We start from the raw sequence: 15,212 nt of genomic DNA, 5'->3' as shown, positions 1-15,212 counted from the left end.
TATTCGCCAACGTATGTGGAAAAAAACTCACATCGATTCCATCTGCTGCCTGCTAAACCGTGACGACTTATTGCCACATGTGGCCGCTCTACGCCTGGATCATCTCACGCACCTTGGCCGTCAACAAATCAAACGTAAAAGGCTTGGTGATCAGTTGCATCCCCGGGTCCAGGAAGCCACCCCGCACCGCGGCGTGCTCGGCGTATCCGGTAATAAACAATACTTTGAGTTCCGGACGAATCTGCCGGCCGATTTCCGCCAGTTGTCGGCCGTTCATCCCCGGCAAACCGACGTCGCTGATCATCAGGTCGATGCGCTGTTCGGATTCAATGATCGGCACCGCCGCATTCGCGTCCCCAGCCTCGATAAACCCGTAACCCAGTTCTTTGAGCACCGCGCTGACCAACACCCGAACTGCGGGATCATCCTCGACGATCAAAACCGTTTCCCCTGCATTGGCAAACGGCAGCAATGTCGGGTTGAGCGGCTCCTGAGCTTGGGGCTCACCGATAAAGCGCGGCAGGAACAAACTGACCGTCGTACCTTTGCCGACTTCGCTGTGGATGGTCACATGCCCACGAGACTGGCGAGCGAAGCCGTAGATCATCGACAGCCCAAGACCGGTGCCTTGGCCGATGGGTTTGGTGGTAAAAAACGGATCAAACACGCGATCCATCAGGTGTTGCGGTATGCCGCAACCGTTGTCGCTGACACTCAGTTCTACGTAGTCGCCCGGGGTCAAGGTGCCGTAGGCGGCGGTAAAGACACTGTCGAGGTGACGATTGGTGGTCTCCACGGTCAGCGTGCCACCCGTGGGCATGGCGTCGCGCGCGTTGATCACCAGGTTGAGCAGGGCGCTTTCGAGCTGGTTCGGGTCGGCCTCGGCCGTCCACAAGGCGTCGCTCAGGCGCATGTCCAGGTTGATACTTTCGTTGATGCTGCGTTGCAATAATTCGCCCATGGACGTGACCAACTGGTTGATCTGCACAGGCTTGGAGTCCAGTGATTGTCGACGGGAGAACGCCAACAGTCGATGGGTGAGGCTCGCTGCGCGGTTGGCCGAGGTCACGCCCAGGTCGATCAGGCTGTCCAGGTCATCCAGTTTGCCCCGGGACACACGTCGGCGTAGCAGTTCCAGGCTACCGATAATGCCGGTAAGCATATTGTTGAAGTCATGGGCGATACCCCCGGTCAACTGGCCAACGGCTTCCATTTTCTGCGATTGGCGCAGGGCTTCTTCATTGTGACGCAGTTGGGCGGTGCGTTCTTCCACTTGCTGCTCAAGCGTTTCCAAAGTGCGCTGGAGACGCAACTCACTCTCGCTCAAGTCAATCAACCGGTCCCGCGCTTCGTACTGGCGCCGTCGACCGCGCAGGGCCGCGCTCACCAGGCTGATCAAGGTGATGGGATGGAACGGCCGCTCCAGAAACGTGACGTTGCCCAGCAAGCCGCTCAGCCGCGTCGAGCCGTTCTGCTCTTTGCCGCCATGCTGGGTCATCAGCACGATAGGCAGGTCGGACCAGGCCGGTTGCTGATGCAACAGCTCGAGTAACGGCTCAAGGTCGACGCCACGCAGTGCCTCAGCCGCAATGATGAGCAGGCCGGCGCCTTGCGTCAGCTCTTCGCACAGAGCGGCCAGGCTGTTGGCGACAATCCCGCTGTAGCCGGCTTCGTTAAGCATCATCAGCGCCAATGAGCCATCGCGGCCCATGGGCGCCAGCACGATGGCACGCTCGTAGACGGGAGACAGGGCCGGCACTAGCCCTCATCCTTGAGCAGAGGGGAGCCGGCACCCATATAGGTTGGAATGCCCCGCAGCACACCCTGGAAGTTATCCAGGGGTACACCTACCGTCATACCGCGGCTGCCGATGCGATATTCACGAATGGTCGACTCGTGGGAGCCCGTTCTTTTTTTGATGACCGAAATGGCCCGGCGAACTTTACCCAGGGCCTCGAAATAACGCAGCAAGATCACGGTGTCGGCCAGGTAGGTGATGTCGACCGGCGTCTGCATGTCGCCGACCAGGCCGTGCTGGGCCACCGTCATGAAGGTGGCTGCACCACGGCGGTTAAGGTACAGCAGCAGTTCATGCATATGCAGGATCAGCGCGTTTTCTTCGGGCATGGCCGCCTGGTAGCCGTTGATACTGTCGATGACCACGGTCTTGATACCGCGCTCATCCACGCAGCGGCGAACCCGGTGGGAAAATTCGCCGGGGGAGAGTTCGGCCGCGTCGACCTGTTCGATCAGCAGGTTTCCGGTGTCCCGTAAGGCGGCGAGGTCGATGCCCATGTTCTTCATGCGCTCGAACAGCAGGCCCAGCTCTTCATCGAAGATGAACAGCGCAGCCTTTTCGCCACGGGCCACGGCGGCGGCAGCGAAGATCATCGAGATCAAAGACTTGCCGGTACCGGCCGGGCCGAGAATCAGGCTGCTGGAGCCGGTCTCGATCCCCCCGCCGAGCAGAGAATCCAACTCCTCGATACCGCTGCTCAAGGTTTGACGGTTGTAACCGCCGCGATGTTCGGCCGCCACCAGGCGCGGGAATACGTGAATGCCGTCGCCCATGATGGTGAAGTCGTGGAAGCCGCCACGGTATTTCTGGCCCCGGTACTTGACCACCCGGATACGCCGACGCTCGGCGCCATAGTTGGGCGTCAGCTCCTCCAGGCGAATCACCCCGTGCGCAACGCTGTGCACGGTCTTATCCAGGGATTCGGTGGTCAAGTCATCCAGCAGTAACACGGTGGCGTCATAACGCACGAAGTAGTGCTTGATCGCCAGGATCTGCCGGCGATAGCGCAACGAGCTTTGCGCCAGAAGGCGGATCTCAGACAGGCTGTCGACCACCACGCGGGTCGGCTTGACCCGCTCTACCACTTCAAAGATCTGGCGGGTGGCTTCACCCAGCTCCAGGTCGGAGGAGTACAGCAGGCTTTGCTGGTGATCGGCGTTGAGCAGGCTTTCCGGTGGGGTCAGCTCGAAGATATGAATATGCTCATCCAAGTCCCAGCCGTGGGATTTGGCACCCTGGCGCAGTTCGTGCTCGGTTTCGGACAGGGTGATATATAAGCAACGTTCGCCGTTCTGCGCACCGGCCCGCAGAAAATGCAGGGCCACGGTGGTTTTACCGGTGCCGGGTTCGCCTTCGAGCAAAAACACGTGGCTTCGCGATAGCCCCCCGGCAAGAATGTCATCAAGACCTTCGACGCCGGTGGCCGCCTTTTCACTCAACAGCTGTTTGGATGTACTCAAGAAGTGCCCTCAGGTCACGTACAAGTAGAGGGGCACGCCGACTGGGACGTGCCATATTCACTTGACCGTAGTGGCCACTAGCGGTTCAACGTTTTGGATGAATTGTACGAAGAGAGGTCGCTTTACACGTTTTTTTGCAGTGCTGAGCTGATCGCCTATCAGAGGCCCTGTTGTAACGCCGGATCATCCGGGTTCTGTTGCTCCAGTTGGGCGAGCAGCACCTGAACGTTCTGCAACTGCCCGGTCTCTTTCCAGTAATTGACCAGCAACACGCGGGCTTTGCGATTGGCGGGATGCCGCTGGACGATTTCTTCCAACTGGCGCTGGGCCGCCTCTACTTCGTCCTGGGCGTGCAGGGTGGTGGCCAGGTCATAGCGATAATCCGGGTTGTCCGGCGCAAGCTCCACCGCCTTGGACAGGCCGAGCAGGGCGTAGGGGCGCTCGCCATGGTGCAACAGCCACATGCCCAAGGCATGTTGCAGGTAGGCCGACTCCGGATGCGCCGCCAGTTGCCGGGCCAGCAGTTGGCGCGACTCGTCGGTCTTGCCTTGCTTGTCCAGCAGTTCGATTTGCGATACCACCGCTTGCAGGTTGTCCGGCTGCAAGCGCATTGCCTGCTCCAGGGCGTTTTGCGCCTCCGGCAGCAGGGCGCTGTGGATGTACAGACGCGCCAATTGAATCCAGCCTTCAGCGGTTTCGGGCTGGGCCTTGAGCGTTGTCACGAATTCATCGAGCACCTGCTGCAGTGGGCCAAAGTACAAACCCAGTGTATCGGGCGACAGGCCCAGCAAGGCGTTGGCGGCGGCAAAGCGCACCGATTGTTCCGGATCGTCCAGCACCGGACCGAGCAGTAAGGTGCGCTGGCCAGTGGGCACCAGGCCGACGATGCTGTGAATAGCGGCTTCGCGCACCAGCGCCGACTCATTGGCGAGGTCTTTATCGGCCAGCTTCAGCGCCTGGGGGCTGGGGTAATTGGGCAGCTCAGCATGCAAGGCGGCGCGGCGCTTGGGCGACAGGTCCGGCCGGCCCAACTGTTGGTACAACACACGTGCGGCGCCGGGCTCGCCGTTATGCGCCTGCTTCAAGGCCTTGGAATAGCCATGGGCGATGGCTGGGGGTACGGCCACTGCAGGGGTGCGGGAGAAAAACCAGGTGATCAGTACGATCAACAACAGGGCGCACAGGCCGATGATGGAGTAACGGCGTGACTTTGACATGCAGGCGTCCGAAAGCTTGGGCAGCAAAGTTCCAAGCTTCGGTCAGTGCGAGGCGAGTGTCAAACCCGCGTCAGGTCAGCACGTAGTCCGCTGGCTCCAACGCTGGCGGCAGGTTGACTTCACCAAGGGCGGCGAGGATCTCGCGCTCCAATGTCCGCAGGATAGCATCACACGGCAAGTCGTTTTCGTCGAAGCCGAAGGGGTCTTCCAATTCGTCGCCAATCGCATCCAGGCCAAAGAAGGTGTAGCTGACAATCGCGGTGAACACTGGCGTCAACCAGCCAAGTGGCTCGGCCATGGCGAATGGCAGCAAGATGCAGAACAGGTAAATGGTGCGGTGCAACAGCAGGGTGTAGGGAAAGGGCAGTGGCGTGGTCTTGATGCGCTCGCATGCCGCCTGCACCTGGCTCAGGCTGACTAGCCGGGCTTCCAGTTGGGTGTAGCGCCATTCGCTGATCACGCCCTGTTGTGCCAGGACCGAAAAGCGCGCACCGACCGTTTGCAGCACGCTGTCCGGCAAGTTGGGGTGGCCCACTGGCATGCTGATCCAAGGGTGTATCGCCCGGGCTTGATCTTCATGGCGCAAATGCGCGACCAAGCCATGGGCAAAACCGCACAGGCCGCGCAGCAGGCCAGCACGCTCGGCGGTGTCCCCCAGCACCTGGGTCTCGCGAATCAGCGAGCGCACGTCAATGACCATTTGCCCCAGTTGCTTGCGGCCCTCCCACCAACGGTCGTAGCAGGCGTTGTTGCGAAAACTCATGAAGATCGACAATGACAGGCCCAACAAGGTGAAGGGCGTAGCGTTGACCTTGGAAAAATAGGCGGGGTGCAGGGTTTCCACCAGCACGATGACCGAGGCCAACAGCGTGACCAGGAGGCTGCGCCAGGCAATGCGCTTGGCAATGGAGCCTTTGAGGGAGAACAGGATACCCAGGACGTTGGGTTTAGGGCGAACGATCATGGAGGGCTTCTATGGCGTGCAGGCGGTCAGATTAGAAGCTGCTATGCATCGCGTCCAATCACTTGGATCGACCGCCTGATCAGTCGACTCAATGACTAACGTGGGAGCCGGGCAGTACATAACCCTGTGGGAGCTGGCTTGCCTGCGAAAGCGGTGGTGCAGTGACAGCTGTGGTGACTGACCCACCGCCTTCGCGGGCCAGCCCGCTCCCACCGAAAAGCGAAAAAGCCCCCCGCGTTTCGCTACGGACTGGCCAAACCAGTCAGCCAAGTTGAAAGCTTTTACCATTGCCGCTGCGCCGCTCTGGAGCGACTATTTCAGCGCTTTTCTCGAGTTGAAAACGTCCTGAAAATAAAAACACAGAAGGATAGGAAGCGATGCGTGAGTATTTGGCTGCCACCACCGAGTTTGATTACCAGCACACCGTCGACGCCGCACTGGCCGGCAACCTGCAAGCGCTCAATGCCTGCGTGGAATGCTGTGACCGTCACGCGTTGCCGGGGCGCATCGCGTTGTTCTGGGAGGGCAAGGACGGACGCAGCGCCACGTCAACCTTTACCGAACTGCAAGAGCAGGCCGCGCGTTTCGCCAACTTCCTCTTGGCCCAGGGCGTCAAGCGCGGTGACAAGGTGGCGGGCCTGTTGCCCCGTACTGCCGAATTGTTGGTGGTCGTGCTGGCGACGTGGCGCATCGGCGCGGTCTATCAGCCGCTGTTTACCGCGTTCGGACCCAAGGCAATTGAACATCGCTTGAACAGCTCGGGTGCAGCGCTGGTGGTCACCGATGCAGTGAACCGTCCCAAGCTGGCGGAAGTCGCCGACTGCCCGACCATCGTCACGGTCGCCGGGGCCAAGGGCGAAGGTATCGTGCGGGGCGACTACAGCTTCTGGGCCGAACTGCCCAGCTACTCTTCTCACTGCGAGCCGGTGCTGCTGGGCGCAGAGGAGCCGTTCCTGCTGATGTTCACCTCCGGCACCACCGGCCCGTCCAAGGCGCTGTCGGTACCGCTCAAGGCCATCGTCGCGTTCCAGGGCTACATGCGCGACGCCGTGGACTTGCGCCCCGAGGACGCATTCTGGAACGTTGCCGACCCTGGCTGGGCCTATGGCATCTATTTCGGCGTGACCGGGCCGTTGTCCATGGGGCACCCGATCACCTTCTACGATGGCCCGTTCACCCTGGAAAGCACCTGCCGGGTCATCAATAAATACGCGATCACCAACCTGACCGGTTCGCCCACGGCGTATCGGCTGTTGATTGCCGGTGGCGAACAGTTCGCCGGTTCGATCAAGGGCAAGCTGCGCATCGTCAGCAGCGCCGGTGAGCCTTTGAACCCGGAGGTGATCCGCTGGTTCGCCGACCACCTGGGCGTGACCATCCACGACCATTACGGCCAGACCGAGCTGGGCATGGTGCTGTGCAATCACCATGGTTTGGCGCATCCGGTGCATGTGGGCTCGGCGGGTTTTGCCTCGCCAGGGCATCGCATCGTGGTGCTGGATGACAACCATCAGGAGCTGCCAGCCGGCCAACCCGGCATCCTGGCCATCGACCGCGAGCAATCGCCTATGTGCTGGTTTGCCGGGTACGACGGCGTGAAAACCAAGGCGTTCGTCGGCAAGTATTACCTCAGCGGCGACACCGTGGAGCTGAACCCGGACGGCAGCATCAGCTTTGTCGGACGCAGCGACGACGTGATCACTACATCCGGCTACCGCGTGGGCCCCTTCGACGTGGAAAGCGCGTTGGTCGAACACCCGGCGGTGGTCGAGGCTGCCGTGGTCGGCAAGCCTTGCCCGGAGCGCACTGAGCTGGTCAAAGCCTTTGTGGTGATCAGCGAGCAATACCGCGCCACCCCGGAGCTGGCTGAAGAGCTGCGCCTGCATGTGCGCCAGCGCCTGGCCGCCCATGCGTACCCGCGGGAAATCGAATTTGTCAGCGACTTGCCCAAGACCCCGAGCGGCAAGCTGCAACGCTTTATTTTGCGCAATCAGGAAATAGCCAAGGCCCAGGCGGCCGTGGCTTGACCCTTTTAAAAGGAAACAACGATGCAGATTGAAAACAAGGTATTCCTGGTCAGCGGCGGCGCGTCGGGCCTCGGCGCGGCCACGGCCGAAATGCTGGTCGCCGCGGGTGCCAAGGTGATGCTGGTGGACTTGAACGCCGACGCCGTGACTGCCAAGGCCAAGCAACTGGGCGACAATGCCCGCAGCGCCGTGGCGGACATCAGCCAGGAAGCCGCTGCAGAAGCGGCCGTGACGGCGGCGGTCGAGGCCTTTGGGGGCTTGCACGGCCTGGTCAACTGCGCGGGTGTCGTGCGTGGCGAGAAGATCCTCGGCAAGAACGGCCCGCACGGCCTGGCGAGCTTTGCCCAAGTCATCAACGTCAACTTGATCGGCAGTTTCAACCTGCTGCGCCTGGCCGCTGCGGCGATCGCTGAAACCGAGGCGAATGCCGACGGCGAGCGGGGCGTCATCATTAATACCGCCTCGGTGGCGGCATTCGATGGGCAGATCGGCCAGGCTGCGTATGCCGCGTCCAAGGGCGCGATCGCCAGCCTCACCTTGCCTGCCGCGCGGGAACTGGCGCGCTTTGGTATCCGGGTGATGACCATTGCACCCGGCATTTTCGAAACCCCGATGATGGCCGGCATGACCGACGAAGTCCGCAACTCCCTGGCTGCCGGCGTGCCGTTCCCGCCACGCCTGGGCAAACCCGCCGAATATGCCGCGCTGGTACGCCACATCATTGAAAACAGCATGCTTAATGGTGAGGTGATCCGTCTCGACGGTGCCTTGCGCATGGCCGCCAAATAAGGAGCAATGGCTATGAACGATCCAATTGTTATTGTCAGCGCCGTGCGCACGCCCATGGGCGGGTTCCAGGGCGACCTCAAAAGCCTGACCGCGCCGCAACTGGGCGCAGCCGCCATTCGTGCGGCGGTCGAGCGTGCCGGTATCGCCACCGATGCCGTCGACGAAGTGCTGTTTGGCTGTGTACTGCCCGCCGGGCTTGGGCAAGCGCCTGCTCGCCAGGCTGCCTTGGGCGCCGGGCTGGACAAGGGCACGCGCTGCACCACCCTCAACAAAATGTGCGGTTCCGGCATGGAAGCGACGATTCTGGCCCACGATTCGCTGCGCGCTGGCAGTGTCGATGTAGTGATCGCGGGCGGCATGGAAAGCATGTCCAACGCCCCGTACCTGCTGGACCGTGCGCGCAGCGGCTACCGCATGGGCCACGGCAAGGTGCTGGACCATATGTTCCTCGACGGCCTTGAAGATGCCTACGACAAGGGGCGCCTGATGGGCACCTTTGCCGAGGACTGCGCCGAGCACAATGGTTTTACCCGTGAAGCTCAGGACGCGTTTGCCATCGCTTCCCTGACCCGCGCACAAGAGGCTATCACCCACGGCAGCTTTGCCAGTGAAATCGTCCCGGTGCAGGTCACCGTGGGCAAAGAACAAAAAACCATTCTGCACGATGAGCAACCGCCGAAAGCCAGGCTGGACAAGATTGCCAGCCTGAAACCGGCGTTCCGTGACGGCGGTACAGTGACAGCAGCCAACTCCAGCTCGATCTCCGATGGCGCCGCGGCGTTGTTGCTGATGCGTGAGTCCCAGGCGCTCAAGCGCGGCCTCAAGCCGTTGGCAGTGATCCACGGGCACGCCGCGTTTGCCGATGAGCCTGGGCTGTTTCCGGTGGCGCCGGTGGGGGCGATTCGCAAACTGATGAGCAAGACCGGCTGGAGCCTCGACGAGGTGGACCTGTTCGAAATCAACGAGGCCTTCGCCGTGGTCAGCCTGGTGACCATGAGCAAGCTGGAGATTCCCCATGACAAGGTCAACGTGCATGGTGGTGCCTGTGCATTGGGCCACCCCATTGGTGCCTCCGGCGCACGCATCCTGGTGACGTTGCTCGCGGCCCTGCGCCAGAAGGGCCTCAAGCGTGGCGTCGCCGCTATCTGCATTGGCGGCGGTGAAGCCACGGCCATGGCCGTTGAATGCTTGTATTGAGGATGACCTATGTTGCCCAATGACGAACAACTGCAGATCAGCGACGCCGCCCGGCAATTTGCCCAGGAACGTTTGAAACCCTTCGCCGCCGCGTGGGACCGCGAGCATCGTTTTCCCAAGGAGGCCATTGCGCAAATGGCCGAACTGGGCTTTTTCGGCATGCTGGTCCCGGAACAGTGGGGCGGTTGCGACACTGGCTACCTGGCCTACGCCATGGCCCTGGAAGAAATCGCCGCCGGCGACGGTGCCTGCTCCACGATCATGAGCGTGCACAACTCGGTGGGTTGTGTGCCGATCCTCAAGTTTGGCAATGACCAGCAGAAAGAGCAGTTCCTCACGCCCCTGGCCAGTGGCGCCATGCTCGGTGCCTTCGCGCTGACCGAACCCCAGGCAGGCTCCGATGCCAGCAGCCTGAAAACCCGGGCGCGCCTTGAAGGCGACCACTATGTACTCAACGGCTGCAAACAGTTCATCACCTCCGGGCAAAACGCCGGGATCGTGATTGTGTTTGCGGTCACCGACCCCGCCGCAGGCAAGCGTGGGATCAGCGCGTTTATCGTGCCCACCGATTCGCCCGGTTATACCGTGGCACGGGTGGAAGACAAGCTGGGGCAGCATGCCTCGGACACTTGCCAGATCCTGTTTGAAGACGTGAAAGTACCGTTGGCCAACCGTCTGGGCGAGGAGGGCGAGGGCTACAAAATCGCCTTGGCCAACCTGGAAGGTGGCCGCGTGGGCATCGCCTCCCAGTCGGTGGGCATGGCCCGTGCCGCCTTCGAAGCGGCCCGCGACTATGCCCGTGAGCGTGAAAGCTTTGGCAAGCCGTTGGTCGAACACCAGGCCGTGGCCTTTCGCCTCGCCGACATGGCCACCCAGATCGCCGTCGCCCGGCAGATGGTGCATTACGCCGCCGCCCTGCGTGACAGTGGCAAGCCGGCGCTGGTGGAAGCGTCCATGGCCAAGCTGTTTGCGTCCGAAATGGCCGAGAAAGTCTGCTCGGCCGCCTTGCAAACCTTGGGCGGTTACGGTTACCTGAACGACTTTCCCCTGGAGCGGATCTACCGCGATGTGCGGGTCTGCCAGATCTACGAAGGCACCAGCGATATTCAACGCATGGTCATCTCACGCAATCTTTAAGGAGCCGATACATGAGTTACGAAACCATCCTGCTTGACGTCCAGGGCCGTGTGGGGCTGATCACGCTTAACCGCCCCAACGCCCTGAACGCTTTGAATGCACAACTGGTCAGTGAGCTGAACCAGGCGCTGGACAGCCTGGAAGCCAACCCTGAAATTGGCTGCATCGTGCTGACTGGCTCGAAAAAAGCCTTCGCGGCCGGTGCCGACATCAAGGAAATGGCCGAGCTGACCTACCCGCAGATCTATATGGACGACTTGTTCAGCGACAGCGATCGCGTGGCCAATCGCCGCAAGCCGATCATCGCCGCCGTGAATGGCTTCGCCCTGGGCGGTGGCTGCGAACTGGCCCTGATGTGTGACTTTATCCTTGCCGGCGACACCGCCAAGTTCGGCCAGCCGGAAATCAACCTGGGCGTGCTGCCAGGCATGGGCGGCACCCAGCGCCTGACCCGTGCAGTGGGCAAGGCCAAGGCCATGGAGATGTGCCTGACCGGGCGTTTTATCGACGCGGTAGAGGCCGAGCGCTGCGGGATCGTGGCGCGCATCGTGCCCGCCGATGAATTGCTGGAAGAAGCGCTGAAAGTGGCCGCCCTGATCGCCGGTAAATCCGTACCGATCAGCATGATGGTCAAGGAAAGCGTGAACCGTGCGTTTGAAGTCAGCCTGTCCGAAGGCGTGCGCTTTGAGCGCCGGGTGTTCCATGCGGCGTTCGCGACCCAGGACCAGAAAGAAGGCATGGCCGCATTCGTGGCCAAGCGGGCGCCGCAATTCAAGGATAAGTAACCCCTGCCAAACGCCGCAGAGCAAAGGTGGGAGCTGGCATGCCTGCGATGGCATCGCCTCGGTTTAACTGATGTACCGAGGTGTCTGCATCGCAGGCAAGCCAGCTCCCACAGGGCTTTGGGTCATGCCCATCAGAGCTGGTAGTTTTTCAACTCCCTGGCAATCACCATCCGCTGAATCTCGCTGGTGCCTTCGTAAATCTGCGTGATCCGTGCGTCCCGGTAGTAACGCTCCACCGGGTAATCCTCCAGATACCCATACCCTCCATGAATCTGCATTGCCTTGGAGCAGACCCGCTCGGCCATTTCCGAGGCGAACAGCTTGGCCTGGGAGGCTTCGGACAAGCACGGTTTGCCGGCGGTGCGCAGGCGCGCGGCGTGGAGGATCAGCAGGCGCGCAGCGTTGAGCTGGGTTTGCATGTCGGCCAGCAGGTTGGCCACGCTCTGGTGTTCGATGATTGCCTTGTCGAACTGCACCCGATCACGGGCGTAGGCCAGCGCGGCTTCAAACGCGGCGCGGGCGATGCCCAGGGCCTGGGCGGCGATACCAATGCGGCCGCCTTCCAGGTTGGAGAGGGCGATGGCCAGCCCCTTGCCGCGCTCACCCAGCAGGTTGGCTTCGGGAACCTTGCATTGGTTGAGGGTGACGGCGCAGGTGTCTGACGCACGAATGCCCATCTTGTGCTCGGTGCGGTCGACCACGAAACCTGGGGTGTCGGTCGGCACCAGGAACGCCGAAATGCCTTTCTTGCCCAGTTCCGGGTCGGTCACGGCGAACACGATGGCCAATTTGGCGCGCTTGCCGTTGCTGACGAACTGTTTGGCGCCATTGATGACCCATTGGCCATCACGCAGTTCGGCGCGTGTGCGCAGGTTATGGGCTTCGGAGCCGGCCTGGGGCTCGGTCAGGCAGAAGCAACCGATGGCCTGGCCGCTGGCGAGTTCGGCCAGCCAGGTGTGTTTCTGTTCGGTGGTGCCGTAGTTGAGGATCGGCCCGCAACCGACTGAATTATGGATGCTCATCAAGGCGCCAGTGGCGCCGTCACCGGCGGATATTTCCTCCACGGCCAGGGCGTAGGCCACGTAATCGACATAGGTGCCACCCCATTCTTCCGGGACCACCATGCCCAGCAGGCCCAGCTCCCCCATCTTCGCCACCAGGGCGTCGTCGATCCAGCCGGCTTTTTCCCAGGCTTGGGCGTAGGGGGCGATTTCGCCACGGGCAAAATCCCGCGCCATGTCGCGGATCATCACTTGTTCTTCAGTGTATTCAAGATCTTGCATGGCTTATTTCTCAATCTGCGCGAAGTCGCGGAAGAAGCTCTCCACATGGCTGGCATCCAGCGCATGGAGGGTGGGCGGGTTCCACTTCGGCGTCTTGTCCTTGTCGATGATCAGGGCGCGAACCCCTTCGATCAGGTCGCCGCGCTCGAACCATTGGCGGTCCAGGTGCAGTTCGAGGGCAAAGCAGTGTTCCAGTGGCAGGTGGCGGCCACGGCGCAGCATCTCCAGGGTCACGGCCATGGCCAGGGGCGAGCGGGTCTGCATGAGGTTGGCGGTGGTCAGCGCCCAGTCATGGCTATCGGCCACGGTGACTTGTTGCAGTTGCTCGACGATGCTGGGCACGTCCGGCAACCCGAAAAAGTGGTCAATGGCCGGGCGCAAGGCCGCCAGCGGGGCGTCGGGCAATTGCTGCACGGCCAGCCTGGCAAGTGCGCCTTGCAAGTCCTTGAGGGGAGACTCGCTCCATTGCAGACGGTCGAGCTTCTGATCCAGTTCAACCAGCTTGGCGCTGTCGATGTACCAGTCCGCCAGCCCGCAATACAAGGCATCCGCCGCGCGGATTTGCACGCCGGTCACCCCAAGGTAGGTGCCCAGTTCGCCAGGAATACGCGAGAGGAAATAACTGCCGCCCACATCCGGGAAGTACCCGATGGCCACTTCCGGCATCGCCAGGCGGCTGCGTTCGGTGACCACCCGCAGGTCCGCGCCTTGCACCAGGCCCATGCCACCGCCGAGTACGAAGCCGTCCATCAATGCCAGTACGGGTTTACGGTAATGGTGGATGGCAAGGTCGAGGGCATATTCCTCGACGAAGAAATCCTGGTGCAGGGTGTCGCCTTGCTTGAAGCTGTCGTACAGCGAACGGATGTCGCCACCGGCGCAAAAGGCCTTCTCACCGGCGCCGCGCAGGACGATGGCATAGACCTCAGGGTCGTCGGCCCAGACCTGCAAGTGCGCGGCCAATTGGCGGACCATGTTCAGGGTGATGGCGTTAAGGCCTGCGGGGCGGTTGAGGGTGAGGTGGCCGATATGGTTACGCACCTGTGCCAGAACTGCATGCTGCTGGATCTCGGCGTGGCTTGCTTGGGATGAAACCTGAGCAGTCATCTCTAACTCCCTGCTTTTATTGTTCTTTATCAAGACGTTCGCGGGCGAACTCTCTCGTGATCGTACCAGTGCAAATTTGCCTCGTACAACTTGGAATCATGCAGGTCGTTGTTGCATTTATGCAGTGTCGCTCAAACCACCCGGCTGGCCAGAACCTCACCGATACTGCGACGCCGGGCATGGCCCTCGGCGGCGTGGATCAGTTGTTCAAGCTCTGTCGGTTCGACATCGTAGAACTGCTCCATCTCGGCCAACGCTAGCTTGAGGTCGGCTGCCGTGATGCTCGGCTCGCTCACGGCGGTGGCAGTGCCCAGGATAACCGGGGCAGGCTCGGCAAGCCCCTTGGGATAACGCGTGCGCGTGGCATTGTTATAGGCCAGCGCGCAGGCGAGCAGGGCGCCGGCCCCTAGCATCACCGGCGCAAGCTCGTACCAGCCGAGGCCGACCGATGCCGGATCGGCCAGCACCAGGGTCATGGCCAGGCCGCCGGCCGGCGGGTGCAGGCAGCGCAGCCAGCAGATGAGGATCACCGTCATGCCTGCCGCCAGGCAGGCGCTGCCCAAGGTGCGCCCCAGGACGCGGGCGACCAGCAACGCGACGACGCCTGCACACAGGTAACTGCCGATTATCGACCAGGGTTGGGCCAGCGCCCCCGACGACACGGCAAACAGCAATACGGCCGATGCGCCAAGAGGGCCGAGCAGGTGCAGGGCCACCTCCATGCCGAACACCTGGGCACAGGCCCAGACACTGAACAGCGTGCCCAGGGCCATGCCGATGGCTGCACGGCTCCATTCGGCGGGACGGGTGTTGATTGCAGCGGGTAACCAGCGAGCGAGCATTGAAAGACGGTCCATAAACAGCGGGCGAAAAAAAAGGCCTGCCTGGTTTCCCGGAACAGCCCTTTGAAGGTTCCAACATTGGGGGAAGGAACCTGCGCAGTGTGCCGCGCTTGATCTGGTGGCGCCACTGCATATTAATGAACATTGAATGCAAAATAAATGCAGTTAACCGGCTTCGCCATAGGTTATCTGCCCGGTGGACGCGGATGCAGCGGGGTTGATCTTGCCCAGCACGCGACTATGGGTTTCTTCGTTGAACAGGCGCGCTTGCAAGTCTTCGCGCAGCCTGGGGTCGTCGGCCAACGGCCCCTTTAACGCCACCAGTGCGTCACGCAATGCCATCAAACGATCCAGCCTGGGTAAGGGTACGGTTAACAGGTCTTCTCGCACGGCATTGTCCTCTCAATGAAGTAAGCCATCGCGCGCGGGCAGCCTACAACGTCCTTGTTGTGAAGTGCCCTGACCCAAGCGTTTCAGGGCAGTCCTGACGATCGGGTGGTAGATAGTAAGTGCACGTGGCAGCGAGTCTACAGTTGGGCTCCGAGCACCGGAAGGGAAAGTGCACCAGCCATTACGCAAACAAATGTAGGTGTTTTCTTGGTACCT

The 15,212-nt window shown here is 61.6% G+C and carries 13 protein-coding genes; 5 read left to right on the top strand and 8 right to left on the bottom strand.

What is annotated here, in order from left to right:
* Nucleotides 1-88 precede the first annotated feature (88 nt).
* The 4 genes from GH769_RS11040 to GH769_RS11025 form a co-directional block, all read right to left on the bottom strand.
* On the bottom strand, nt 89-1,759 hold the full coding sequence (locus tag GH769_RS11040) for an ATP-binding protein (RefSeq protein ID WP_020302775.1): 1,671 nt from the start codon (nt 1,757-1,759) through the stop codon (nt 89-91).
* On the bottom strand, nt 1,759-3,258 hold the full coding sequence (locus tag GH769_RS11035; RefSeq protein ID WP_014718480.1) for an ATPase domain-containing protein: 1,500 nt from the start codon (nt 3,256-3,258) through the stop codon (nt 1,759-1,761). Before GH769_RS11035 ends, GH769_RS11040 begins: the two co-directional genes overlap by 1 nt.
* A 158-nt stretch (nt 3,259-3,416) precedes the next feature.
* A complete protein-coding gene (locus tag GH769_RS11030; RefSeq protein ID WP_032903054.1) occupies nt 3,417-4,475 on the bottom strand; it encodes a tetratricopeptide repeat protein in 1,059 nt (352 codons plus the stop codon).
* A gap of 70 nt (nt 4,476-4,545) precedes the next feature.
* Nucleotides 4,546-5,439 carry a bestrophin family protein gene (locus GH769_RS11025; protein ID WP_014718479.1) on the bottom strand — a complete coding sequence of 298 codons (894 nt, stop codon included), beginning with the start codon at nt 5,437-5,439 and terminating at the stop codon, nt 4,546-4,548.
* Nucleotides 5,440-5,816: 377 nt separating this feature from the next.
* On the opposite strand from GH769_RS11025, the gene GH769_RS11020 reads away from it, so the two are divergent.
* From GH769_RS11020 to GH769_RS11000, 5 genes are read left to right on the top strand one after another with little or no spacing between them, the layout of a single operon-like run.
* On the top strand, nt 5,817-7,466 hold the full coding sequence (locus GH769_RS11020; protein ID WP_014718478.1) for an AMP-binding protein: 1,650 nt from the start codon (nt 5,817-5,819) through the stop codon (nt 7,464-7,466).
* 21 nt (nt 7,467-7,487) lie between these two features.
* The gene (locus GH769_RS11015) at nt 7,488-8,255 is read left to right on the top strand and encodes an SDR family NAD(P)-dependent oxidoreductase (protein ID WP_014718477.1); all 768 of its coding nucleotides are present in this window, start codon (nt 7,488-7,490) and stop codon (nt 8,253-8,255) included.
* Between the two features lie 12 nt (nt 8,256-8,267).
* The gene (locus tag GH769_RS11010) at nt 8,268-9,452 is read left to right on the top strand and encodes an acetyl-CoA C-acyltransferase (protein WP_032903056.1); all 1,185 of its coding nucleotides are present in this window, start codon (nt 8,268-8,270) and stop codon (nt 9,450-9,452) included.
* 9 nt (nt 9,453-9,461) lie between these two features.
* A complete protein-coding gene (locus tag GH769_RS11005) occupies nt 9,462-10,589 on the top strand; it encodes an acyl-CoA dehydrogenase (RefSeq protein ID WP_032903057.1) in 1,128 nt (375 codons plus the stop codon).
* 11 nt (nt 10,590-10,600) lie between these two features.
* Nucleotides 10,601-11,374 (top strand): enoyl-CoA hydratase, encoded by a 774-nt coding sequence (locus GH769_RS11000; RefSeq protein WP_014718474.1) that lies wholly within the window; start codon nt 10,601-10,603, stop codon nt 11,372-11,374.
* Nucleotides 11,375-11,505: 131 nt separating this feature from the next.
* Here the strand turns inward: GH769_RS11000 and GH769_RS10995 are convergent, their stop codons facing one another.
* The 4 genes from GH769_RS10995 to GH769_RS10980 all read right to left on the bottom strand — a co-directional run bounded on the left by GH769_RS10995 (nt 11,506) and on the right by GH769_RS10980 (nt 14,960).
* Complete coding sequence (locus GH769_RS10995) at nt 11,506-12,657, bottom strand: acyl-CoA dehydrogenase family protein (RefSeq protein WP_014718473.1); 1,152 nt, start codon at nt 12,655-12,657, stop codon at nt 11,506-11,508.
* Between the two features lie 3 nt (nt 12,658-12,660).
* Entirely contained in the window at nt 12,661-13,764 is a 1,104-nt protein-coding gene (locus tag GH769_RS10990; RefSeq protein WP_032903058.1) for an enoyl-CoA hydratase/isomerase family protein, read from the bottom strand.
* Nucleotides 13,765-13,895: 131 nt separating this feature from the next.
* Nucleotides 13,896-14,606, bottom strand: coding sequence for an HPP family protein (locus tag GH769_RS10985; protein ID WP_019817055.1), 711 nt, complete (start codon nt 14,604-14,606; stop codon nt 13,896-13,898).
* A 165-nt stretch (nt 14,607-14,771) separates the two neighbouring features.
* Complete coding sequence (locus GH769_RS10980) at nt 14,772-14,960, bottom strand: type VI secretion system contractile sheath small subunit (RefSeq protein WP_256200704.1); 189 nt, start codon at nt 14,958-14,960, stop codon at nt 14,772-14,774.
* Nucleotides 14,961-15,212 lie beyond the last annotated feature (252 nt).

It is taken from the genome of Pseudomonas sp. CFSAN084952 (genome assembly GCF_009648855.1).
GTDB classification, from domain to species: Bacteria; Pseudomonadota; Gammaproteobacteria; order Pseudomonadales; family Pseudomonadaceae; genus Aquipseudomonas; species Aquipseudomonas paracarnis.
Note: the sequence above shows the minus strand (reverse complement) of the source record. Positions and strands in the feature narration are given on the sequence as shown.

Coding starts and splice junctions, on each gene's coding strand:
- GH769_RS11030 (WP_032903054.1), bottom strand. CDS start 4,475: ATGTCAAAGTCACGCCGTTACTCCATCATCGGCCTGTGCGCCCTGTTG.
- GH769_RS11025 (WP_014718479.1), bottom strand. CDS start 5,439: ATGATCGTTCGCCCTAAACCCAACGTCCTGGGTATCCTGTTCTCCCTC.
- GH769_RS11020 (WP_014718478.1), top strand. CDS start 5,817: ATGCGTGAGTATTTGGCTGCCACCACCGAGTTTGATTACCAGCACACC.
- GH769_RS11015 (WP_014718477.1), top strand. CDS start 7,488: ATGCAGATTGAAAACAAGGTATTCCTGGTCAGCGGCGGCGCGTCGGGC.
- GH769_RS11010 (WP_032903056.1), top strand. CDS start 8,268: ATGAACGATCCAATTGTTATTGTCAGCGCCGTGCGCACGCCCATGGGC.
- GH769_RS11005 (WP_032903057.1), top strand. CDS start 9,462: ATGTTGCCCAATGACGAACAACTGCAGATCAGCGACGCCGCCCGGCAA.
- GH769_RS11000 (WP_014718474.1), top strand. CDS start 10,601: ATGAGTTACGAAACCATCCTGCTTGACGTCCAGGGCCGTGTGGGGCTG.
- GH769_RS10995 (WP_014718473.1), bottom strand. CDS start 12,657: ATGCAAGATCTTGAATACACTGAAGAACAAGTGATGATCCGCGACATG.
- GH769_RS10990 (WP_032903058.1), bottom strand. CDS start 13,764: ATGACTGCTCAGGTTTCATCCCAAGCAAGCCACGCCGAGATCCAGCAG.
- GH769_RS10985 (WP_019817055.1), bottom strand. CDS start 14,606: ATGCTCGCTCGCTGGTTACCCGCTGCAATCAACACCCGTCCCGCCGAA.